This is a genomic window from Corynebacterium sp. MC3 (genome assembly GCF_900099485.1).
GTDB classification, from domain to species: domain Bacteria; phylum Actinomycetota; class Actinomycetes; order Mycobacteriales; family Mycobacteriaceae; genus Corynebacterium; species Corynebacterium pseudogenitalium.
The window spans coordinates 68,783-90,451 of the sequence record NZ_LT622812.1; the positions used below are offsets into that span (position 1 = coordinate 68,783).

Here is a 21,669-nt window from a genome sequence, read left to right on the forward strand (position 1 = left end):
TATCCTACGCTTTCGGATCTTGCTTATCGACGCCCGCTCCGCCTCACACCCAGGTCACGGACATCCTCGACGAGCCCGGCAGCGTGGTCCGGGTCGGTGAGGAAGATTCCGAGGTCGGCGGGCGTGGCGCAGCGGACCGTAGGCATGGGGGCAGGATAGGGGACCCGCGAGGTCTGTTGGGGAAGGGATAGGCGTCGAGCGCGGAGTCGGAAATTTGTGAACAGAATTGCAGATGGAGGGCTTAAGGGACATTTTGTGTGTATAAATCTATCCGGTTTCCTGGGATGACCTCGCCTAACAGTCCGATATGGTTTCCAAAACAGTTCCATTCGCCCGTTTCGAGAAATCAACACCGAATACCACCACACCTGTGGTATAGGCTCCGACCGTGGTGCGGTAAGGCCAATTGCTATGGCAATCACAAACCGGCCGTCTTGCCCACTATGCGGCCACACACTGATAAAAAACGGAACCACAACCGCAGGCACACAACGCTGGCGCTGCCCGAACTGCAACGCATCCACAATCAACCCCCGCGCCCGCACCAACGATGTACGCCACTTCAAAATCTTTCTCGACTGGATCCTTTCCGGGGAACCCGCAGACCGCGTCGCTCAACGACACAAGGTGACCAGACGCACCTTAACCAGATGGTTTCAACTGCTGTGGTTTATCACCGTGCCCAACATGACAGACCCATATCGCGTCTACGACCAAGTCTTTATCGACGGCACCTACTTCCACAAGAAATGCCTGCTCGTTGCATGTACGGACACACACGTCATTGCCTGGCACTGGTGTTTGCGGGAAAGCTCATCGGAGTACCTCAAACTCCTCGACAAGATCGCCCCACCGCTAATCATCACCACTGACGGCTCAGGAGGAGCCTTAAAAGCAATCCGGAGTAAATGGCCCCACGTAGCCATCCAGCGCTGCCTAGTCCACGTACAACGCAACACGTTTAGCGATATCAGTAAAAACCCGATCCACCCAGCACATAAAGCAATCCGCAAGCTTGGCTACATGCTCGTCAACGTTGCTGATACCGACGATGCCGCACGGTTTATCGCAGCCGTACACACCACCCGCATCACCTTTGACGACTGGCTCAAACAACGCACCTATCGCCGTGATATCCCCCAAGGTCAAGTACCAACATGGGTCAACGACACCCAACAATGGTGGTACACCCACCGCAATGCACGCCGTGCACTACGCAGGTTTGAAAAGCTCATCCAAGACGACCAACTCTTTGTCTTCCTCGCCCCACCAGAGGGCGTGACACAAGATGTAAAAGCCACCACGAACCTGTTAGAAGGCGGGATAAACAAGCAGCTCAAAGACAAAGCTGGCCAGCACCGTGGCATGTTCGATGAACATCAACGCATCACCATGGACTGGTGGCTATACATGCACACGCAAGACCCGGTACCGCCTCTTGAGCTTGCCCGGCAACAAGACTTCGGACGCGTCGGCGAGAAGGCCGCACGAGCTGCGTGGGCCAGAGAAGAATTACAACGCCGCGGTCACCTGGATGGGCGGCCGAAAGAATTCGATACCGGCATTGATCATCAGTGGAACCCCAGCTTAGGCGTGAGAAAAGGGTGGACTGGACGCAGCTAAACACACACAAAATGTCCCTTATCGCGACACGCCGTAAAAACACACAAAATGTCCCTTAAGCCAGATGGAGCGCAACGGGCTGCGGAAATAAAAGATGGCCCCCGATTTCTCGAGGGCCAGAGCCTATTTGCCTCGCGGCTTGATGACTCAAAGATACATGGACTTCGACATTGAGTCAAGACGACGCGCCGTAGGTGATGATGGCACCCAACCACCCCAGCTACACTGAGACCAACCGCACTTACAACGAGTCGAGAGGTTTCCATGCAAGGCGCACGCCCGATCATCCAAGTGTTTGATGGCCAACATCGTGAGCTCATTATTCCCGTGTACCAGCGCAATTACGACTGGCAGACGAAGCATTGCGCGCAGCTCTTCGATGACTTGGAGGAGATCATTCGTGAGGGGCGGGAGGCTCACTTCTTTGGTGCGATTGTCGGCGGCGGGGCGTCGTTTGAGTGGCTAGTTATCGACGGCCAGCAGCGCCTCACCACCGTCAGCATTTTGATGCTCGCGCTGGCGAAGGCGATCGAGAACGGGGACATCCAGGCTGATGACGAATCCTTGGGTGTGAAGATTGTCGATTCCTTCCTCATGATCGGTGATCAACGGCAGGAAGTCCGGTTCAAGCTCAAGCCGGTCAAGAATGACAAGAAGGCGTATGATGCACTGTTTGGGGAGCCGTCGAGGTACGTGGCGGCGTCGAATATTACGGCGAACTTCAAGTACTTTCAGGACCGGCTGCGGGCGACGAAATATACGGCGGATGAGATTTGGGGGGCCGTCGAAAAGCTGCAGGTGATGCTGCTTGAGCTGGACAAAGATGACGATCCGCAGCGAGTTTTTGAGTCGTTGAACTCGACGGGCTTGGACCTGACTGAGGCCGATAAAGTGCGCAACTTCATTCTGATGGGGCACACGGTGGAGGTGCAGGAGAAGCTCTACGAGAACTTGTGGAACCCCATCGAGACGAATGCAAAGTTCCGCACGTCAGCGTTTATTCGCCGGTATCTAACGACGAAGAATTCTCGTACGCCGCGCGAGAAGGATGTGTACGAGGAGTTCAAACGCTTCACAAAGCGCCAAGGCACCGGAACAAAGGAGGTGCTGGAGGAGCTCTACGAATTTTCTCGGTATTACAGGGAGATTCAGGAATCGAGTACCGGGTTTGCGCAGGCAGATCGTATTCTGCGGCGTATGCAGCCCATTCTCGGCGGTGTGACCTTGCCGTTCCTGATGCCTGTGCTGCGCGATGTTCACGCCAACCGCATCACTGAGGATGATTTCTGCGACGTGCTTCGCATTACTGAATCGTTTATTGCGCGCCGCTTCATCATCGAGATGGCAACGAACTCGTTGAATAAGATCTTTGCGACGGCCTACTCCGAGACCACAAAACTGCGTAAAGAGGATGACCGGTTCGCTGACGTATACGCGTATGTGTTGGGGCGACGCACAGGCAACGGCCGTATCCCTACCGATAGCGAAGTACAAGCCGCGCTGGAGACGCGAAACATGTACAACATCAAGGCCCAGTGGCGGAACTACATTTACGACATCCTCGAAAACGGCAACTCGCAAGATACCCGCGACATCGCCCAAAAACTCGAAAACGGCGACATTTCCATCGAACACATCATGCCGCAAACGCTCACAAAAGAGTGGGCTGCAGAACTGGGCCACGATGCGAAACGTATCCATGATGAGTGGTTACACCGCATCGGCAACCTGACCGTGACCGGCTACAACTCCAGTTACTCCAACAAGTCATTTGCCGTAAAGAAGGACACCGACAAAGGCTTCGACTCCTCCCCGTACCGCCTCAACCGCCGACTCAAAGAGACCACGACCTGGGGCGAAGCCGAGATGCAGCAACGCACAGAAGACATCGTCACCGCCGCCCTGAACTACTGGCGCATGCCAACGACAACGTTCACCCCGCCCCAAACCGTGCTCCCCACCGAAGTGATGGGGGACTCAGGCGACTTCACCGGGCGGTGGATCGTTGGATTCAAATACCAAGACTTCTCCAAAACGGTAGAGAGCTGGGTAGACATGGTTGTTGCCCTGATCCAGCACCTCCTTCGCGACCACCGTTCCGAACTCCTCGCCCTCTCCAATGATGCCGCGCTACTACATACCGAGTTCGACCCGGCGGACCTGCCACGCGGCCGGCGAGTTGTCGACGACGCCCTCGCCGTCGACGTCGGCAATAGCACCTCGACAAAAATGGGGCTGCTACGCTTCATCTTCGACCGACTCGACCTAGACACCAACGACCTCGAGTTCCGGTTCCGAGCCACCGAGCAAGATGCAGCAGACGAGCCTGAAAAGCCTGTGGCGAAGTACGCCGGACTATTGAAGTTCGTCGCCGAGCTTGATGAAGCCGCCGAGTTGCAGGCACCGCTGGAGGACACTGAGGCGCTTCGAGCCCAGTTCACGGAGGAGTTTGCGAAGTACGCGCCGGCGACACCGGACGCGGAGGTTTCGAATTTGTCGCTGCCGGAGATCGCCGAGCAGGTTCCGACGGAAACGGCCACGGAGCTGCAGGCACTTTCGGTGATCCAGATGATCATCCAGGCAGCTCGGTTAGTTGGGCCTACCACGATCCACGACGCGATTATCGACGGCACGCTCGCCCAGTGGGTGCGGAGGCTGGAGGCGTTCTGAGGTGGCTGCCACAGGGGTGCGTCGGCGAGGTCTGTTGGGGAAGGGATAGTCGACACGAGCGGTGTCGGGAATTTGTGAACAGAATTGCAGATGGGAGTAATGGGGTGGGGAGGTTGTGGCTGGAGGTAGGTTAGGAAAGTCATCCTCGAACACCCCGCGTATGCGGGATTGCCAGTGCCATCAGTGTCTGGGCTGTACGCCGCTTTACCGTTCTGGTCAGCCGATACCTCTCCGCTGGCAACGCTACCCTCATGCTCGTGGCCGGGTGCGTCACGGCGGCCTGCCTCGCTTGGTCAAACTAGATTTTGGTGGCTCTAAAACCGGAAGAGCCAATAAACAACCCCGAGCTGTATCTGCCGAACGTGTACAGCCCACCGTGTATCCAAACTTGTCGTTGCTCATCATGTCTTTCCTGGCTCGTGCCTGCCAACCTAGTAGCAGCGAGGCGAAAGCACCGCCGGGAAGGTAGCGTCACCTTGTTCGCACACCGCCGCTGAATACCTTGGCGCGAATTTCTCCATCTGTTCAAGCACGAGCTTGATGGCCTCCGGCGCCTTGTCCGGGGGATACTTGTAGTCGCGTAGCAACCTGCGGACCGAACGGCGTAGTTTCGCACGTACGTCATCACGTACTGTCCAGTCGGTCTTGGCATCGCGACGCAGCATGGAAACGAGCTGGCGTGCGATTTCAGCAAGAACTTCGTCGTCCATGAGCTCGGTTGCGGATTCGTTTGTCGACACCGCGTCGAAGAAGGTGAGCTCGTCATTGCCCAGTGGCGGGGTGAATTGTTCACCGCGTTTGCTTTCCTTGACAATCTCCTTGGACAGGCGGATGAGTTCAGCGATGATTTCAGCGGCCGTGAGCTGCTGATTGGTGTACCGATTCATCAGCTCGGTGATCCTCTCGGAGAACTGCTTGGAGCGCAGCTCGTTGTTGCCTGTGGCGGTGCGGGCTTCCTGCTGGAGCTGGCGGCGCAACGCATCGATGAGCAACGAGACCTCAGAGGGGGATTGTTTGTCCTTGAACAGGTCGACGGTGAGATCCTGCAAGTTCGGAATCTCAATCCCGGCCTGGCGGTAGATGTCGATGACACCGGTGGCCTCAGCCGAATCAACGACCAGCTTGCCTAGGGCGTTGCGGATGGAGTCGCTAATCGGCTCGCCATTGGCCACGCGGTCGCCCGCATCGAGCTTGATGAGCCAGTTCTTGACCTCGGAGTAGAACCGCACGCTCGGACGGAATTCATCGGCGGCAGGGCTGTTGGACGCAAGCGCCCATGCACGCGCGAGCCTTCCAGCCTGACGCTTGAACTCATCAGCGACGGGACGCGCGTTTGGCTTCTCGGGGTCGTAGTTGCCTTCGGTTCTTGGATTGCGAAGGAAACCAGTGACATCGAGCAAGGCACGACGAAGGTTGACATCATCGATGAAAGCGGTGTTCTTCCATTCGATTCCCACAATGTCGTCGAGACGAGCCAGGAAGCCCTTCGCCAGATTGAGCGCTTCTTCGACGTCCTGTCCCGTGACCTTCGTACCGTCGTCGGAGGGGTTGAGCGTGAACTCAGCCAGCGCCTTCTCCAGGTTCTCGACCAGCGGAGCATAGGCGACAAGGAGACCATCCTGCTTGCCTCGGAACGTGCGGTTGACGCGGGCGAGGGTCTGCATGAGCAGCGCGCTCTTGAGCGAGCGGTCAATGTAGAGCGTGTGCAGCGGCGGCGCATCGAAGCCGGTGAGCATCATAGACTGAACGATGGCGATTTCCAGCTCGTCGTCGACATCCTTAATGCGGTTCTTCACTGCCTTGAGCGCACTCGGGCGGCGCATATGGACCTTGAGCTCATCCGGGTCGGACGGCGCGGCAGAGTAGATGACCTTGATCTTGCCCTTGTCATCGGCATCCGAATGCCACTCAGGGCGCAGTGCCACGATCTTGGAGTAGAGGCGTGCTGCAATGGAACGCGTGGCGGTCACGATCATGGCTTTGCCCGGTGCACCGATGAATTCCCGCATGTTCTCGCGACGGTCTTCCCAGTGGCGAACAAAGTCCTCAGCGAGCGCATCCAATCGGTCGTCGGAACCGTAAATGATTTCCAAGGCTGCGACGGAGCGCTGAATCCGGTCGCGCTCCACCTCGTCGAGACCCGTGAGCACTTCCTCAGCGGTGTCATCAATCTCGTCATCGGTAATCCCAGCAATGCGCTTGAGCGGGATGAGGCGCGGCTCGAAATACACGGGCACCACGGCACCATCTTCGACGGCGCGGTTCATGTCGTAGATGTCGACGTCATCGCCGAAGACCTTGCGCGTGTTGCGGTCCCATTCCTTGAGCGGGGTACCGGTAAACGCCAACATGGTGGCATTCGGCAGCGCATTGCGTAGGTGCTGTGCGTAGCCGTCAGCCGCGGTGTCGCCAAAGCCATAGTGGGAGCGGTGTGCCTCATCAACGATGACCACAATGTTGCTTCGGTCAGAGAGCAACGGGTGCTCCTTTTCGCGGAGCTCGCCCTTTCCATTCAAGCCAAACTTCTGGAGCGTGGAGAAGTAGATGCCACCGGAGGTCTTCTGCGACAGCAGCTCACGCAACTCAGTACGCGACTCGATATTGCGCGGTGCCTCCGGCAGGATGGTGGACCGGTTGAAGGTCTCGAAGAGCTGCTCATCTAGCTCGGTACGGTCATTGAGCACAATGACGGTCGGGCTGAGCATCTCCGGCCGACGCATAATCTTGGCGGTGTAGAGCTCCATCTCCATGGACTTGCCCGCACCCGTCGTGTGCCAGATGACGCCCGCGCGCTTGTCGCCGCGCGCCGCCGTGATTGTGGAACCCACAGCCTTGGTCACCGCGAAGTATTGGTGCGGCTTCGCGATGCGCATGACTAGCCCCTCAGCCGTGTCATCGAACGCCGTGAAGTCGCTGTAGAGCTGTCCAAAGCGCTCCACATTAAACAGACCATCAAGCAGCAGGTCCAGTTGCGTGACCGGCTCGCCGGCCACAACCATGTTGTTGGGGTCTACCGGGCTGCCGTTCTCATCCACGTTCCACGGCGCAAAGTGGTTCCACGGAGTAAACGGCGTACCGTACTTCGCGCTGAGGTCATCCGAAGGAATCACAATATTGGCAAAGCGGAAGGCCATGCCGAATTCCTTGACGTACGTCTGCAGCTGGTTGTACGCGCCCTCGACGGAGGTATTCGCGCCCGTCCTCTTCAGCTCAATGAATGCCAGCGGCATGCCGTTGACGTAGCAGACCACATCAAAGCGACGTTCCCCATCAAGGTTCGCAACGGTGACCTGGTTGAGCGACAAATAGTCGTTCTTGTGCGGCTGTGAGGACAGGAAATAGATGGTTGGGTTCTGGACGTTGCCTTCGTGGTCGATGTACTCGATACCGCGGTAGCCTTCCACCAAAATCTGGTGAATGCGCCGGTTCTCCGCAATCGAGGACTGTGACTTCGGCGTGATGACCTCACCAATCGCCTGGTCGAGGTACTCCTCCGGCACGCCCGGGTTGAGGTTGCGCACGGCATTGCGCAGACGCCCGCGCAGCACGATGTCATTCCACGTGTCGCGCTCGCCGGAGCCCGGCGCAAAGTCCGGACCGTGGCCGGCCTGCCATTCCAGTTCAGCCAGGTGGTCCTGAACAATGAGTTCGAGGGATTCTTCGCTCAACATGAGCTTCTCCTTTGGGGTTGTAGGGGTAGGGGTGCTTAGCTTTCCGACGCCACCGTGCCCACAACGTCCGCAGCGTCCTGCGCCTCACCGACCGTAATTCGGCCGCTCATGAGGAGGGGAAGGAGTTCGTCGCGGGTGCGGGCGAGGACTTGGTTTTCTTTCCGGGCATGCTCTTGACGGGCCCGAAGTGTTTTGAGCAACGGTCCAATCTCGCTGGCAGAATCTTCGCTAATCCATGGAACTGCAACTTGATAAGCGTTTTTTCGATTCAGCCCTGGAACAGCTGAATCAGTATTCATGGATGCGAAGTCACAGGATTTCAGCAAGAAATAGAGCAACTCGAGGGGGAGTCGTTTGGACTCAACCCAAAATGTGGTGTCGATTGGGTAGTTTGGGCCAGAAATCCAATGAACCGTACCTATTGTTCCCTTGCGGCCGACAATGATCGAAGGCCCATCTAGTAGCATTTCATTATGGAAACCTGAGATACCACCGCTACCTACTACCGCAACTTTGCCAGGGATTCGAGACTTCTTGGGGAGTGCTTTGCCGTAGTGTAGCTCAAGCTCCTTTCCGAGGGTTGTTGTATCAGCGGTGGCTGAGGTCTTTCGGAATAAGGCTTCGGATAAAGATTCGCAATCTCGAATCGTACGTTGATTTGCGGCAAGCTTATCGTCGAGAGCTCCAAGCAAATGAGCGATTTTCAGCTGTTCTTGCCGGTTTGGCAAACGGACGGCCTCGCGGTCGAGGAACTGCTCGAATTGAAAGTTTGCAATGCCGGTGGATCGGTTTTGGTAATTCCACGTTTGTCCTGTGGCATACATATTCTGGAGCCAGTAATAAACAAAGTGGGGTTCCGCTTTTTCTGTGTCAATTGCGAGACGTCGGCAGAAGCTAGCAGGAATTAAAGGACTAGCTGCATCGTTAACCATCTTTTGCGTAATAAAGATCGTTCTACCGGTTGGGCGATCCTTTGTACCGCCTGAAACCTCAAGGACAATATCGCCTGGATTCAGAACTCGGTTTGGGATTCTAGAGGATTTTTCGAATCTGATTGGAGCCGAAGAAATATCTTGGAGAGCCGCAGCCGGGAAATCTGCGCCTCGAATGACCGTAACTTCGTTTGTGTCGTCCTGAAGTTCTTCTGCTCCCCAGCCACCGCCGATTGCGAACTTGGTCAGCTCGCGCATGGTCAAGGTATTCATTACTTCAACCTCCCCAGCTGTTCACGCACAACCTTGTCGAGGCGGGCGGCGTCGTCAAGCGCGGCGGTGAGCTCGTTGGTGAGGCGGGTGATTTTCTCGTCGATGGGCTCGTCGTCTTCTTCGGCTTCGGCGAAGCCGACGTAGCGGCCGGGGGTCATGGCGAAATCGGCGTCGCGGATGTCGTCGAGGGACGCGGACTTGCAGAAGCCGGCGATGTCTTCGTAGGCCTCGTCCTTTGGGGCGGAGGTGCGGCCGCGCCAGAGACGGAAGGTGTCGGCGATCTTCTGGATGTCGTCGTCGCTGAAGGTGCGCTCCGTGCGGTCAATCATGTGGCCGAGCTCGCGGGCATCGATGAAGAGCACCTGGTTGGTGCGGTCTATGGAGCCTTTGGAACCTGCCTTCTTGTCCTTGGCGAAGAACCAGACGCAGACCGGAATCTGCGTGCCGCGGAAGAGTTGCGCAGGAAGTGCGATGATGCAGGAAACGATGTCGTCTTTTACCATGGCCTTGCGGATATCGCCTTCACCGGAGGAGTTCGACGTCATCGTGCCGTTGGCCATGACGACGCCGGCTTCACCCTGAGGGGTGAGCTTGGAGATAATGTGCTGCATCCACGCGAAGTTTGCATTGCGCTTGGGCGGAACGCCGTATTTCCAGCGAGTGTCTTCCTCGTTGCGCGACCAATCCTTGATGTTGAACGGTGGGTTGGCCATGACGTAGTCCATCTTTTTATCCGGATGGATGTCACGGGCGAAGGTGTCGGCCCAGCGCTCACCCAAGCCGGCAGAGCTAATGGCGTGGATGGCCAGGTTCATCTTGGCCATGCGCCACGTGCGCTCATTGAGCTCCTGACCGTAGATGGCCAGAGCAGTGCGGTCCTTCTCTGTGGTCTCGAGGAACTTCTCGGCCTGCACGAACATGCCGCCTGAGCCACAGCACGGGTCGTAGACGCGACCCTGGGTCGGCTCCAGGATTTCCACGAGGGTACGTACGACAGGGCGCGGGGTGTAGAATTCACCGCCACGCTTGCCCTCAGCGCGGGCGAACTTCTCGAGGAAGTATTCATAGACCTCACCCAGCAAATCGCGTGCGCGTTCTGGGCCCTCCGAAGTGAAGCGGGTGGTGCTGAACAAGTCGATGAGTTCGCCCAAACGACGCTGGTCAACGCTATCCGAGGCGAAGTTGGTGGGCAGGGTACCTAACAGGGACTCATTGTCCAGCATGAGCTGCTTCATCGCGTTATCGATGAGCTTGCCGATGGACTGGTACTCCTGGCCGGCGTCGGCCGTCTTGCCCTTCGAGTTGTCACGCAGGAAGGTCCAGCGAGCGATGGGGTCGACCCAGAAGACGTTTTTCTCACGGTAAGCGTCGATATCCTCCAGGTCTTCCTGGATGTACTCTTCGCTATCGCCGCGCTCCTCGCCTTCGGCACGCAGTTCTGCGCGCCGGGCGTCGAAAGCATCAGTGACGTATTTGAGGAACACCAGTCCTAGGACGATGTCCTTGTACTGAGAGGCGTCCATGGAACCGCGCAGCTTGTCTGCTGCCTTCCATAAAGTGTCCTTGAGCTCTTTGAGGGTGGTGGCGGAGGCAGACTCTACGTTCTGCTCATCCTTGACTGAGTTGGTCATTTTTCTCCTTATATATAACGGTGTTTGTGTTTTTGAATGTTGAACTCTGTTATTAGCCTGGCGGGGATTGTGCACGAGATTCAGCGGTGGTGACAGCACCGGTACCTATTGAAATAGTGAGGTTGTGCCGTAGAACATCGATACTCCTTAGCTGCTCAACCAACTGGCGACGCCGTGCGCCGAGCTGTTGCTCGACTGTGCTGAGGTGTTCCACATTCTTGCGAGGCAATACGGGGAAGTACACCGATCCCAACTCGGAGGAGACAGCTTCGTTTATAGCCTTCTCTACGAGGTAGGGAATGCAGACCTGTTCCAAGGGAGTGTGGCTGCGTCCACGGAAGGTGCGGCATCGTAGTGCTTGCGCCGGTGCAGTGACTAGCTTGCCGCCTTCCTCATCGATGAGCGCGCGTGGTCTCGGGCTCTTGATGAAGACCACATCCCCTGGTTCTGTGAGGGTGCCGCGCGGTGCAATGTCTTCCAGCCGGAGACGATCGATGCAACGTGCGCCCTGTGGAATGCTCCCCAGAATTTCGGGTTCACCGATGAGTTCCAGTTTTGCTACTGCTTCAGGGGCGAGATCACGTTCGGCAATGCGGGAGCCGCTGAGTTTCTGAAGAACTCCGGTTCGCGTATTAGTTGCGGCTTTCCAAGGACGGTATTCAATGCGCGTGGACTCAGTGTCGGCGCGCATGCCGACCTGTGGCTGCGTGTCCTCGAGTCCTATAGAGCTGATGTCCCATCCGGCCTGATGTGCGGTGTGGATGAGGTCAGCAGCCGATACTGCTGGCTTGCTAGTAAAGACGGAATCATCAAGAGAATGAGTGCGGCTGCGCCATGCAGCGGCGGCACGCAGTGTGCGGCCGCGCACAAAGGTGTGCTTGAGAGCATCGTCCGGAGTGGTAAGCATGGTGACCCAGTCCGAGATGAGTCCGGGCGCGGTTACGTCGGGTACGTCTGCAAGCACTACCGGTGCGTCGGCGGAGTTGGCGACTGCAGCGCGGTTGGGGCGCTTGAAGATCCACAAGGCGCCTTGCTGTTGGCCACGGTCAGGGAAAATGCCGCGGGGCAGGCGCGCGCTGTAGCGGAGCGGGGCCAGTGCGCCGGTTTCTGTCGGCGCGAGGAAACGCCGGCGGATACTCTGCGCTGCGGAATCTTCGATGAGTAAGCCTGCGGAGGATACGCAGAGGAGCGCGCCACGGTCATCCAAGTGGTCGAGCCAATCCTGGAGGCCGTCGAAGTACTCTTGGACTTTTTCGGGTTGCGCGGACGTTGCGTGGATGATGAAGGAATCCGAGGGGATCTCCTCGCTGACGTCGAGGAACTCCACGTTGCGGCACGCCAGTTCAGCCCAGAAGAGAGAGGCGGGAGCGCACTCCTTCCGATAACCGATGGTGAGTGACATCGGTTCCGTGAGACTACGGACCAGGTCTGCGACGAGTCCCAGGCTGTATTCATCAGTAGGGATGATGAGCGGTGCAGGACCTGAAACAGTGAGGGCTTCTTTCAAAGCAGAGGTTACGCGCGCAGAGAAGCGAGAAGACAGCAGAACCTGACGTTGAGCGCCGAGATCGTGGGCAAGTCGGGCCAATACTGCAGCAGGCGTGAAAGCCGCCTCGGTGACGAGCTCGGCTGCTTCGTTGATATCGGCGTGCGAGACGGCAGTAGGGGTGCTGTCTGCGGCGCGTTCGTATGAGGCAGTGAGGGCGTCTATGACCTCGGTAGAGGAATCTAGGGAAGGTTCCTCAAAACCCGTGCTGCACTGTAAGAGGCTGAGTGCGGCGTGGGCAGGGTGGCTGAGCAGCATCTGGTAGAGAGAAGAATGGAAGAGTGCATCATCCACCGCGGTAGCACGATGGCCGAGCTGCGTTGTGCGCAGCCAGCCTTGAACATCGGCGACGGCGTAGTAGGAACGGCCGTCATGTTCTTCGTAGGGGGCGGGGAAGGGGGAGGCGGATTCTGCATTAAAGCGCCGGATCCACTCGTTGACCGCAGGGCGTGCGACGCCGGTCATGCGAGCGATGTCGGCGAGCGTCATGGTGGCGGTCATGGTGTGCCTCCTTTCGTAGGGGGAGCGATGGGAAATAGGGGCGAACAGTCATTGCTGATTGCTCTGCTATTCACCATAAGGGAACTTTGGTGCAACCGCTCAAACCTACATTGTTAAACGTCCTTAAGGGTTCTTAAGGCCGATTATCTTAACCCTGAAACGAATGGGTGGGCGCTGCTGCTTGCTGCAAGGTGTGGCGACGGTATAGGTAGCTGGTGTCGGGTGCTTCCGCTACCCTGAGTCACGATATTCATCAGTCATCGAGAGAAAGGACGCGGAATGTCTGTTGCCAGCCCGAATCCCGAAGTCGGATTTAACGTGTGGGTTTTCTACTCCGAGGGCGGTCTTTCAGCGACCTATGCGGTCAAGCCCTATGCGTTCAATGGCGACGCCGAATCAATGCGGGCCATGATGAAAGCTCTCGCGCCCACTGATTTCTATACGGTTCCGCAGCGGACGTACCCGAAACGCTTCCAACTGCACGGCCCCAATGGACAGGTGCTCGAGGGGGCTGTGACCGTGGCGAGCGTCGACGACAAGGTTGTCGAGCAGTTGGTCGAATCTGTGCTCCCGCTGCCGCCTCAGTACGTCAACCGTCAGGGCGTTCCCGGAGATTTCCAGCTGCCGGTTGATACGTTTAATTTTGTGGTGACGTTCGTCGAAGAACGAGAAGACGGCACGCTGTTGCCGCAGGTGTCGGCCTAAAGCCTGCCCACGCGGCTGTTCCACTTCTTGAGTGCGCGGCGGCCGCAGTAGTGGCCGAGGAGTGAGACGGTCGCGGTGTCGAGGGGGAGCTGTGAGCCGAAGCTCAGGGGCATGCCCAGCAACGTCATCGCGAGCACGCGCAGGGCGTGGCCGTGGGTCCAGATCTGCCAGTCGGGGATGGTGGCGATGATGTCCTGGCGGGTCTTTCCCTCGTACTGCCCGTAATTTCACTCGGCGAGGTCCTCGGTGACCTGATAGTCCGAGAATCCGGCGAGTTGGGCGGTTACCTGTGCACGCAGGCGGGGAGACCAGTAAACCGGCTCTTCCGGTTTTAGGGTGCATTGATTAGTTCGCCGGGGGTTCGGGCGTGGCACAAGATATTGGGGTCCTTGGCTTTGTAGGAATAAGGGTGTCTAATCCATCCGTACAAACCAAGGACCTACTGTGCAGCCTAACGGAAATGTCATCGTCGATACCATCTGCCGCACCGCATAACTAGGAGTAACTATCACCGGGGCTGCAGAACACGGCGATGTCACCGTCATCGAAGCCGAGCCCATCGACCCCATCAACGAATGCCCCACGTTCGGGCAGCCTGGAGTATTGCGCGACCACGTCATCCGCAGCTTGATCGATCTACCCATCGTCGGCCACCCAACACGCATTCACGTGCGCCTTCCACGCTACCGGTGCACCAACAAGGCCCGCGCAGAAGATCTTCCGCGCGGGCCTTGCTTGCGCGCCCGACTGCCCGACAATGCAAAGACCACGGACCGGGTGACCCGCTGGATACTGCAACGACTCTGCCTCGATCGGATGAGCGTTGCCGCTGCAGCCAAGTCATGAGGCCTGGGATGGGACACCACCAATGCCTTAGCCTTAGCTGCTGTTCGCGACTTGATCTACAACGACGAGCACTACCTCGACGGGGTCAAGGTCATCGGTGTTGATGAGCATCGCGTATCGCACAACCGACGCAAATGGCGTGATGGATACGTCACCGTCATCGTTGATATGACCGACCACCATGATAAGGATGGAAACGTCGTCCGCCCTGCCCGGCTTGTTGATGTTGTGCCCGGGAAGAAGCGCTGACGCGTTGCGAACATGGCTGAATAATCAAAGCGAGCAGTTTCGTGATCAGGTCAACATCATCAGCATGGACGGCTTCCAAGGCTATGCCACCGCCGCCGGCGAAGTCATTCCCAACGCGACCCAAGTCATGGACCCGTTCCACGTTGTACGCCTGGCTGGTGACAAGCTCACCAAGTGCCGCACCAGGCTCCAGTGAGAAACAACAGGCCGACGTGGCCGCAGCAACGACCCGCTCTATCGCAACCGGAAAACACTGTTGACCACCGAGCGCCTACTCACCGACAAGCAGCGCGAAAGGCTTGAGGAACTGTTTGACTTCGACGACGACTACGCGCCATTACAAGAGACCTGGACCTACTACCAACAAGTCATAAGCTGCTACAACAATCCCAACAAGCAAGCAGCCAAGAAAGCCATGAGCACGCTCATTGACACGCTTGTTGACATCAAAGACGCCGGGATCGCCGAGATCGCGCAGCTAGGCAGGACCATGAACAAGCGCCGCAAAGACATCCTCGCCTACTTCGACCACGCAGCATCCAACGGGCCTGTCGAAGCGATTAACGGCCGCCTGGAATTCCTACGCGGCATCGCCCTGGGATTCCGCAACCTCGACCACTACATCTTGCGGTAGCTGATCCACGCCGCCAACATCCGACACAAAATCAATGCACTCTAAAACCGAAAGAGCCGGTTTTAGAGGCGAAACCGACCTACGGTGATAGGGCTGTAAATTGGCACTGGCGGGCCAGCCTCCCGCGACGCTAGATGGTTCTTTCCCCGCAGCTCAGGGGTGAGCTAGCAAACTGAATTCGTGGTCAATCATGATCTCAAAACACTTCTTCTCGATTGCGGAGAGGCTGGAAATACTAATCTCACTGTTGCGACATAGTTCGTACCGGATCGGCCATTCAGGTGACCACTCGGCCATCCGCGCATCATTCCAGTTGCCAGGAGTCGTATATGTGGTGCACAACAGCTCTCGCAGGTTAGTAGTAAATTTAGAGACCCCGTGGTTATGATTTTCGAGCTCATATGAGTAGTGGAGCAGACACACCGCGAGTATGGGGTTCATTTGATTCCGTAAGGCTTCCGCGTCCGAGACGCTTAATGGCAAGCTGGGCGGGAATTGGCTGGCTGATCCGGTGCCATTTTTTCTGAGCACTTGTTGCACAAAGTCGCCGATTACGTGGCTCAGATCGAGGGTCAAGAGCTCCGAAAGGTAAATCAGCCAACATGTAAACTCGACAGACCCAATGCGAAGCGAATCTCGGAATAGTTTTGTCAAGAACTCCTTCACAGATAGAGATTTCGCGATTCTGGGTATCAGCTCGGGCGAGTCAGCAATTGTCTGGGTATAGCCTTGGATTAATTCTGGATGCATCGGGAGAAGATACATAGATTCGACCAAGAACTCGTAAAAGAGACCTGCTTCTTTGGCCTTTGTGAGCAGACTCGGCCATAAGTACCTAGGTAATGACATTTTTTGGTGCTTTTGGGAGAACTGATGTATTTCCACAATAAAGACTTTTAGTTTTCCTCGAGATGGGAACTCGCGCCATGTTTCTAGAAACTGATTAGCGATAGTGCCGATATCGTTCGCGAGGAAGTCAAAAACCGTCGAGTAAGATTGTTTAGTGTGGTTAAGTGTTAGTGAGTATTTCTTCAAGATCATCGAAATATCGCTGATCAGTTCCGATGGATCGGTTGACGCTGGTATCAAAATTTCGACGTCATCTACGTGACGGCGAAAATCGAGCTCGCCCTTGCGCTTCGCGTCTTGTAGGTATTTGTCGAGTTCGTTAAGAATTATTTCAGCCGCGATATTAGAAGTGATCGGACCGATAGACACCCCATCCGTGCGGTTATTACGCACATGTGTGTATGCGTAATCTATCGAGCTGCCTAGTGATTTTTTCGCATTAAATCTTCCTTTGGAGATCGCCCAGTCCAACGCGTGCGTATAGATCGAGGGAAAGAAATTGGCTATGTCTAGGGCTAGCACCCTTGGTTCATCGAACGAGGAGCGCCCATTTACGAATGGCGCGGCTTCGTCCAGGGCCGACAGCCATTCGTCTTCTCTATCGCCATAGTTAAACGCAATTATTCGACTTGAATTTGAATCGAAGCGTGGCCTCAGGAGAGATTCCTCTGTGTCGCAAAGCTGTCCTAGCTTATCCCATTTGTCGATTAGTACCTTACCCAGCTTGGCGTAAGGCCACGGGTGGGGAAATTCTAAGAACCGAACCTTTCCATCGAATCGAACTACTTGATAGCCGCACGGCCCCACAAAATCGCACCGTCTAGCCTTAGAATCGCCATTCGATGGGTCCGCGATGGATGGAATGGATGCTAGCGCATCCATTAGGTCTTTTGTGAAAGATTCGGTTGAAATGATCGGGGGCAAGGCAGGGTATTTGTTGATGAAGTTTAGCCACTGCCTCCTAAAAATTGCGTTGAAGAGTATTGTCTTTTCGTCGACAGCTGAAGTGGTCAAGACCGGATCCCTTCGCCAATTTTGATTCCTTCTGAGAAAACAATCATAAGCACAGGAGGGGTGGCGATCCGGACTTTTAGTCGAAAAACAATTGCTTTCCTTGAAGGTGGTGTTCAGCGCTTTCTTTTGCTCCCGAACAGAATTGCGGTGGGCGAAGCTGGCGTCAAGAAGTAATAGATGAGGGTGTCAGGAAGGTTGTGTGTGAGGCTCTGATCTAGAAGGAGTTTCACCGATAATGACTACGGTGTCACCGAAGAAAAGCCATGACCCGGCGAGGGTCAACGAGATCAGCGAGAAGCTGATGGAAAACCCTGAGCTCGCCAGCTTGATCAGCGAACTGTCGGCCTCCGCTGATGATGCAAGCGAGCTGGTCAAAGGCCTGCTACAGGCATCGATCAACGCTGGTCTACAGGCGGAGATGGATGCGCACTTGGGCTACAGCCATTCCGACCGCAACGCCAAAGCCCAGCAACATCTAACACAAGCATACTGCGCAGCGGGCTACAGATACACCACACTAGAGGACACAACCTGAGCTGGTCCGAGCAACTGGGGGAGAGGCAGCGTGATGGTGACCAACAGGTGTGCCAGGGGACGAGGTGAGTGGCGGAGCGGGCGTCGAGAAGTAGACATTGTCAACTGAGTTGACAATGTCTACTCAGTAACGTTTATAATGTTTACAACAGAAACCCCCTCCGAGCTTCTCATTAGAACAGCGTCATATGAGAGGGGGGCTTTTGATATTCTAGCTCGATGAACCGACGTAAAATATTTTTCCCTGTCGAGCAGCAAGCATCCTTACTAGAAAAACGGGGCCTACTTCTTCCTCCGAGAAGCGAAACGCGCAGACATTCCTGACGCGCCATAACTACTACCGCTTCTCGGGCTACATGCGCTATTTTCAAACTGACTTAGCCAGTGGCGACACCACGTTTAAACCGGGAACGCATTGGGATGAAATAGCCGATATCTATTACTTGGACTCAACGCTTCGTACTTACCTCCTACGAGGAATCCAAACTGCGGAAGTTGCTATTAGGAGCGCATTTTCCCTCAGCGAGTGCTCACTGCATTCGCCCTATGAACAGTATCTCCAGACCAACGCCTACAGACCCCCGAAGAACAACAGAGCCCTAGCAACCGAGCTTCTTATTGCCAGTGAACTAGAGCGCTCGAGGGAACCTTTTATACAGAAATACCGCGACGATACTTCGCGAACAGATAATGATTGGAAAAAGGATGTTCCAGTTTGGGCAGCCGTAGAGGCCCTTTCTCTTGGAACGCTCTCCAAAGCTATTCAGTTCCGAAATGACGATAACGAGGTTTACAGCGAAACCTGCAAGATTTTGGAAGTACGTAGACCATTCCTTGCCACGCAAATGCGGTCATTCACCTTTACCAGGAATAAGTGTGCACACTCATCCCGTCTCTGGAACAGCTATGTGCTCGATCAACCCTCCATACCTCGCGGCGCGAAGCAGAGAGCAAACGAACGTCTCGGTGGTACCTACGACGCCAATTCAGTTATGGCAGTGATCATCGCGCTCGACTTCTTCCTGGAGCGGACAAAGCTACAATCCGGGTTCCTAGATGGATACTTGAAACTCGTCGAAGACTCCCCGGCCTTCCACCACGGCATCACGCACCCCCGCCATTCTTAGAGTGCTGCGTTCTTCCACCAACGCGATGCGTTCGTGTCCGGCGAAGCGGCTCGCGGAGCGAAGCTGGCGTCGAAAAGTACAGCTTGGCTCACGGTCTCACCATGCTCATTGACTAACCCAAAAACGAGCTTTAGTGAAGGAACTTCACATTTAACCGTAAGCCTATTGGCAGGAAAAGAAAGCATTCATGACTCAACCTGGACCACACTCCGAACAGCCCGAACCAACGCCTCAGGGCCACCCATCCCCGTACCAAACGTCGGCACCAGAGCAGCCAGTGCCGCCTATGTAAGCGCAGCCTATGCAGCCTGAGAAAACCAAGAACACGCTGGGCATTATCGCCCTCATCGTCGCGATCCTCGGACTCATTCTCGCGTGCGTGAAGGGCGCGCTGATCGCGGGGTGGATCCTGCTGCCGATCGCGTTCATCCTGGGCATCGTGTCCCTGTTCATGAAGAACAAGAAGAAGGGCATGGGCATCGCAGCGATCGTGGTCTCAGTGGTGGGTGCGGTTGTAGCGCCGGTCATGTTCCTGGCGTGCGTTACCGACGCCGCCGACGAAGCACTCAACGCACCTCCCGCCCAGACCGGCCCGGATGGTAAGACCATCGAGAACAAGGGCAAGGACGCGCAAGGCACGAGCCGCGACAACCCGCTGCCGATGGGCTCCACCGTCGAGTCCAAAGAATGGCCCTACACCATCAACAGCGTCGACCTCAACGCCACCGACGCCGTCATAGCCGAAAACCCATTTAACGACGCCCCCTCCGACGGCCAGCAGTACATCCTGATCAACGTCACCGCCACCTACACCGGCAACGACCCAGAAGGCGCCACCCCATTCGGCTCGGTTGCGTACGTCTCCGCTGATGGCAACACGTTCGCCGCCCACGACAGCCTCGCCGTCGCCCCGGACGCGTTCGACCAGATCACCACCCTGTACGAAGGCGCAAGCACCACCGGCAACATTGCTATCGCGGTACCTTCGGAAGAAATCGAGAACGGCGTGCTGGCGGTCTCGCCAGACATGTTCTCAGGCAAGTCCTTCGTGGCGGTGCAGTAGTTAGTTTCTTGGGCTCCCCTCCAGGTCGCTGGTAGGGGAGTTTTTTCGTGTTCGGTTGGGCGGCGGGCGCACCAAAATCCGGGTTTCCTGTTTGCCTCGTTTGTGTTTTCCCAGGTTGCTGCCCTCTCGTGCTGGGTTGTGGTGCACAGCTAACGCCCAGGAAGCTCCCTTAGTTGCTTGTGCGCCTCTGGCGCCCTCTCGAGCTGGGTTAAAAGCGTGGGCTTAATGGAGTGCGATGCAGGTCGCGGAAAATCGGCCAGGCTGGGTGAGAAAGCGCGACCTGCATCGCACGCTTCCAATCGAACGCTTTGAGCGCACAGGAGGCGTGCCACGCGGAGAACCAGGTCGGGGCTGTCGCGCTTGGTCTCGGTCGTGCCGTTCGTGTTTGTCGGGTTGCCGTGGTGAGCTAACAGTGGTGAGTGAACAGGGGTGAGCTAACCCTTGAACGCCCGCACCGCGTCGGCGAGTACGACTGCCGACCAGGCGCGGATGCGGGTAGTCAGGCTCAGGCTGATGTCCGGGGTGAGCTCGCGACGGAACACTTCCAGGTTTCGCGGGCCAGGGCGGCCGGATGGCTGCGCATACGTACAAGCCACGATGTATTCGGGGCGATCGGTGGCCTGCGGGTTGGCGAACACGCTAAAGTTCGCGGTCACCTGGGAGCCGGAAGATGAGGTTGGCGTGAGGGAGAAGGAAAAGCCGTCGGCGTCGGAAATGACGGGGAGGTAGCCGGTATCGGCGCAGGTTGGAGTGGTGCAGGTACGGGCGATGGTGGCGTCGAAAAGTGGGTGGTGTTGCAGTGCCTCAAACTGGCGCTCGAGCTCCGTGAACACCATGTCCGCGAGGCGGAGCGCGGAGGCATCGCCGAGGTCGGCGAGGGCGGAATCGACGTCATCCGTGCCGCCGAGTTCGAGCATCGCGACGTTCATCGTGTCAATCGCTCGCTGCTCAATGAAATCGATGAACGGGCGGAACACACCCGCATCGGCGCTCTCGAGGGCGTCGTAGTAGTGGTGCTTTTGGTCGTCGAAAATTACAAGGGGGATACCCGGATCCCGGTACAAAAACACCGACGCCAACGCGCGCGCCACACGCCCATTGCCATCAGCAAACGGGTGCACGCACACGAACGCATAATGCACATACGATGCCTGCACCACCGGATGCGCCGCGACAAACTCATCCGAACGACACTGCTCCACCAGGCGACGCATCTCACTCGGAGTCTCCTCCGGGGACGCGTACACGTGCTGCGAACCATCCGGGCGCACCGGGGAATTCTGCTGGGACTTATACACGCCACGCTGCAGCGGCTGCTTCTGTCGACGAAGCTCACCAGCAACCAGCACCCTGACCTCATATTCGCCCTGGCTCGCCATGATCGTTTCGTGCAGGCGACGGATCAACGCCTCCGTCAACGGCCAGCGGCCCGTAGCCACATCAAGCGCCAAGTTGTAGCCGTCCATCGCCGCTTCAAACGACGGCCGCACATGGACACCGCGCTCCTCCATCGCCGATTCCCAACCATGCGCCTGCTTCGCCACGGAATACGTAAAACCACGATCCGAACGAAACACCCCCTCAATCGCATTCGTATCGACGGCAGCAAAGCGCGTCGACTCACGCGAATAGCGGGCACGCTGCTCCGCCCCAAAACACCGAAACTCGGCAGCAAGTCGCTCAAACGCCCCATGCCCGTTCGCTTGGTCGGACCACTCAGCAAACGTCGGAAACGGAACGTACGCAGCGGAATCGTTCACGGTACACCTCCCCAACCTCGGCGTGTCCTCATTGGCACAGA

At 56.8% G+C, this 21,669-nt stretch carries 13 protein-coding genes and 3 pseudogenes; 8 read left to right on the plus strand and 8 right to left on the minus strand.

What is annotated here, in order from left to right; all coding sequences use genetic code 11:
* Positions 1-23: 23 nt before the first annotated feature.
* The gene (locus BQ4436_RS12410; protein ID WP_255366093.1) at positions 24-146 is read right to left on the minus strand and encodes a hypothetical protein; all 123 of its coding nucleotides are present in this window, start codon (positions 144-146) and stop codon (positions 24-26) included.
* A 265-nt stretch (positions 147-411) separates the two neighbouring features.
* Between BQ4436_RS12410 and BQ4436_RS02365 the strand changes: the two genes are divergently transcribed.
* Both BQ4436_RS02365 and BQ4436_RS02370 read left to right on the plus strand, forming a co-directional pair.
* Positions 412-1,623: an IS1249 family transposase gene (locus BQ4436_RS02365; protein WP_083329398.1), complete on the plus strand. Its 1,212-nt coding sequence runs from the start codon at positions 412-414 to the stop codon at positions 1,621-1,623.
* Positions 1,624-1,887: 264 nt separating this feature from the next.
* Positions 1,888-4,293 carry a DUF262 domain-containing protein gene (locus BQ4436_RS02370; protein ID WP_070975394.1) on the plus strand — a complete coding sequence of 802 codons (2,406 nt, stop codon included), beginning with the start codon at positions 1,888-1,890 and terminating at the stop codon, positions 4,291-4,293.
* Positions 4,294-4,724: 431 nt separating this feature from the next.
* Here the strand turns inward: BQ4436_RS02370 and BQ4436_RS02375 are convergent, their stop codons facing one another.
* From BQ4436_RS02375 to BQ4436_RS02390, 4 genes are read right to left on the minus strand one after another with little or no spacing between them, the layout of a single operon-like run.
* Positions 4,725-7,964 (minus strand): type I restriction endonuclease subunit R, encoded by a 3,240-nt coding sequence (locus tag BQ4436_RS02375; protein WP_070975395.1) that lies wholly within the window; start codon positions 7,962-7,964, stop codon positions 4,725-4,727.
* A 35-nt stretch (positions 7,965-7,999) separates the two neighbouring features.
* Positions 8,000-9,169 carry a restriction endonuclease subunit S gene (locus BQ4436_RS02380; protein ID WP_070975396.1) on the minus strand — a complete coding sequence of 390 codons (1,170 nt, stop codon included), beginning with the start codon at positions 9,167-9,169 and terminating at the stop codon, positions 8,000-8,002.
* Positions 9,169-10,800 carry a class I SAM-dependent DNA methyltransferase gene (locus BQ4436_RS02385; protein WP_070975397.1) on the minus strand — a complete coding sequence of 544 codons (1,632 nt, stop codon included), beginning with the start codon at positions 10,798-10,800 and terminating at the stop codon, positions 9,169-9,171. Before BQ4436_RS02385 ends, BQ4436_RS02380 begins: the two co-directional genes overlap by 1 nt.
* A gap of 52 nt (positions 10,801-10,852) precedes the next feature.
* Positions 10,853-12,847: a helix-turn-helix transcriptional regulator gene (locus BQ4436_RS02390; protein WP_070975398.1), complete on the minus strand. Its 1,995-nt coding sequence runs from the start codon at positions 12,845-12,847 to the stop codon at positions 10,853-10,855.
* Between the two features lie 279 nt (positions 12,848-13,126).
* On the opposite strand from BQ4436_RS02390, the gene BQ4436_RS02395 reads away from it, so the two are divergent.
* The gene (locus tag BQ4436_RS02395; protein WP_070975399.1) at positions 13,127-13,552 is read left to right on the plus strand and encodes a hypothetical protein; all 426 of its coding nucleotides are present in this window, start codon (positions 13,127-13,129) and stop codon (positions 13,550-13,552) included.
* On the opposite strand, the gene BQ4436_RS11505 is transcribed toward BQ4436_RS02395, so the two are convergent.
* A complete protein-coding gene (locus tag BQ4436_RS11505) occupies positions 13,549-13,743 on the minus strand; it encodes a histidine phosphatase family protein (RefSeq protein ID WP_369822022.1) in 195 nt (64 codons plus the stop codon). The two genes, BQ4436_RS02395 and BQ4436_RS11505, sit on opposite strands and share 4 nt — an antisense overlap.
* Positions 13,744-14,059: 316 nt before the next feature.
* Here BQ4436_RS11505 and BQ4436_RS12155 point away from each other — a divergent pair.
* Positions 14,060-15,281: pseudogene (locus BQ4436_RS12155) on the plus strand (ISL3 family transposase).
* Between the two features lie 153 nt (positions 15,282-15,434).
* Here BQ4436_RS12155 and BQ4436_RS02405 read toward each other — a convergent pair.
* Complete coding sequence (locus tag BQ4436_RS02405) at positions 15,435-17,144, minus strand: RNA-directed DNA polymerase (protein WP_070975400.1); 1,710 nt, start codon at positions 17,142-17,144, stop codon at positions 15,435-15,437.
* A 235-nt stretch (positions 17,145-17,379) separates the two neighbouring features.
* Here BQ4436_RS02405 and BQ4436_RS02410 point away from each other — a divergent pair.
* The 4 genes and pseudogenes from BQ4436_RS02410 to BQ4436_RS02420 all read left to right on the plus strand — a co-directional run.
* A pseudogene (locus BQ4436_RS02410) lies at positions 17,380-17,607 on the plus strand (IS256 family transposase); the annotation flags it as partial.
* 427 nt (positions 17,608-18,034) lie between these two features.
* Positions 18,035-18,520: pseudogene (locus BQ4436_RS12600) on the plus strand (Abi family protein); the annotation flags it as partial.
* A gap of 150 nt (positions 18,521-18,670) precedes the next feature.
* Positions 18,671-18,805 carry a hypothetical protein gene (locus BQ4436_RS12415; RefSeq protein WP_255366095.1) on the plus strand — a complete coding sequence of 45 codons (135 nt, stop codon included), beginning with the start codon at positions 18,671-18,673 and terminating at the stop codon, positions 18,803-18,805.
* Positions 18,806-19,106: 301 nt separating this feature from the next.
* Positions 19,107-19,868 (plus strand): DUF4352 domain-containing protein, encoded by a 762-nt coding sequence (locus tag BQ4436_RS02420; RefSeq protein WP_070975403.1) that lies wholly within the window; start codon positions 19,107-19,109, stop codon positions 19,866-19,868.
* Positions 19,869-20,302: 434 nt separating this feature from the next.
* Here BQ4436_RS02420 and BQ4436_RS02425 read toward each other — a convergent pair whose 3' ends face one another.
* Entirely contained in the window at positions 20,303-21,628 is a 1,326-nt protein-coding gene (locus BQ4436_RS02425; RefSeq protein WP_070975404.1) for a Fic family protein, read from the minus strand.
* Positions 21,629-21,669: the final 41 nt, after the last annotated feature.

Excerpts from the sequence above, each read along its gene's own strand:
- BQ4436_RS12415 (WP_255366095.1), top strand. The coding sequence starts at position 18,671 with ATGGCAGTGATCATCGCGCTCGACTTCTTCCTGGAGCGGACAAAGCTA.
- BQ4436_RS02370 (WP_070975394.1), top strand. The coding sequence starts at position 1,888 with ATGCAAGGCGCACGCCCGATCATCCAAGTGTTTGATGGCCAACATCGT.
- BQ4436_RS02385 (WP_070975397.1), bottom strand. The coding sequence starts at position 10,800 with ATGACCAACTCAGTCAAGGATGAGCAGAACGTAGAGTCTGCCTCCGCC.
- BQ4436_RS02420 (WP_070975403.1), top strand. The coding sequence starts at position 19,107 with ATGCAGCCTGAGAAAACCAAGAACACGCTGGGCATTATCGCCCTCATC.
- BQ4436_RS12410 (WP_255366093.1), bottom strand. The coding sequence starts at position 146 with ATGCCTACGGTCCGCTGCGCCACGCCCGCCGACCTCGGAATCTTCCTC.
- BQ4436_RS02395 (WP_070975399.1), top strand. The coding sequence starts at position 13,127 with ATGTCTGTTGCCAGCCCGAATCCCGAAGTCGGATTTAACGTGTGGGTT.
- BQ4436_RS02390 (WP_070975398.1), bottom strand. The coding sequence starts at position 12,847 with ATGACCGCCACCATGACGCTCGCCGACATCGCTCGCATGACCGGCGTC.
- BQ4436_RS02380 (WP_070975396.1), bottom strand. The coding sequence starts at position 9,169 with ATGAATACCTTGACCATGCGCGAGCTGACCAAGTTCGCAATCGGCGGT.
- BQ4436_RS02375 (WP_070975395.1), bottom strand. The coding sequence starts at position 7,964 with ATGTTGAGCGAAGAATCCCTCGAACTCATTGTTCAGGACCACCTGGCT.
- BQ4436_RS02365 (WP_083329398.1), top strand. The coding sequence starts at position 412 with ATGGCAATCACAAACCGGCCGTCTTGCCCACTATGCGGCCACACACTG.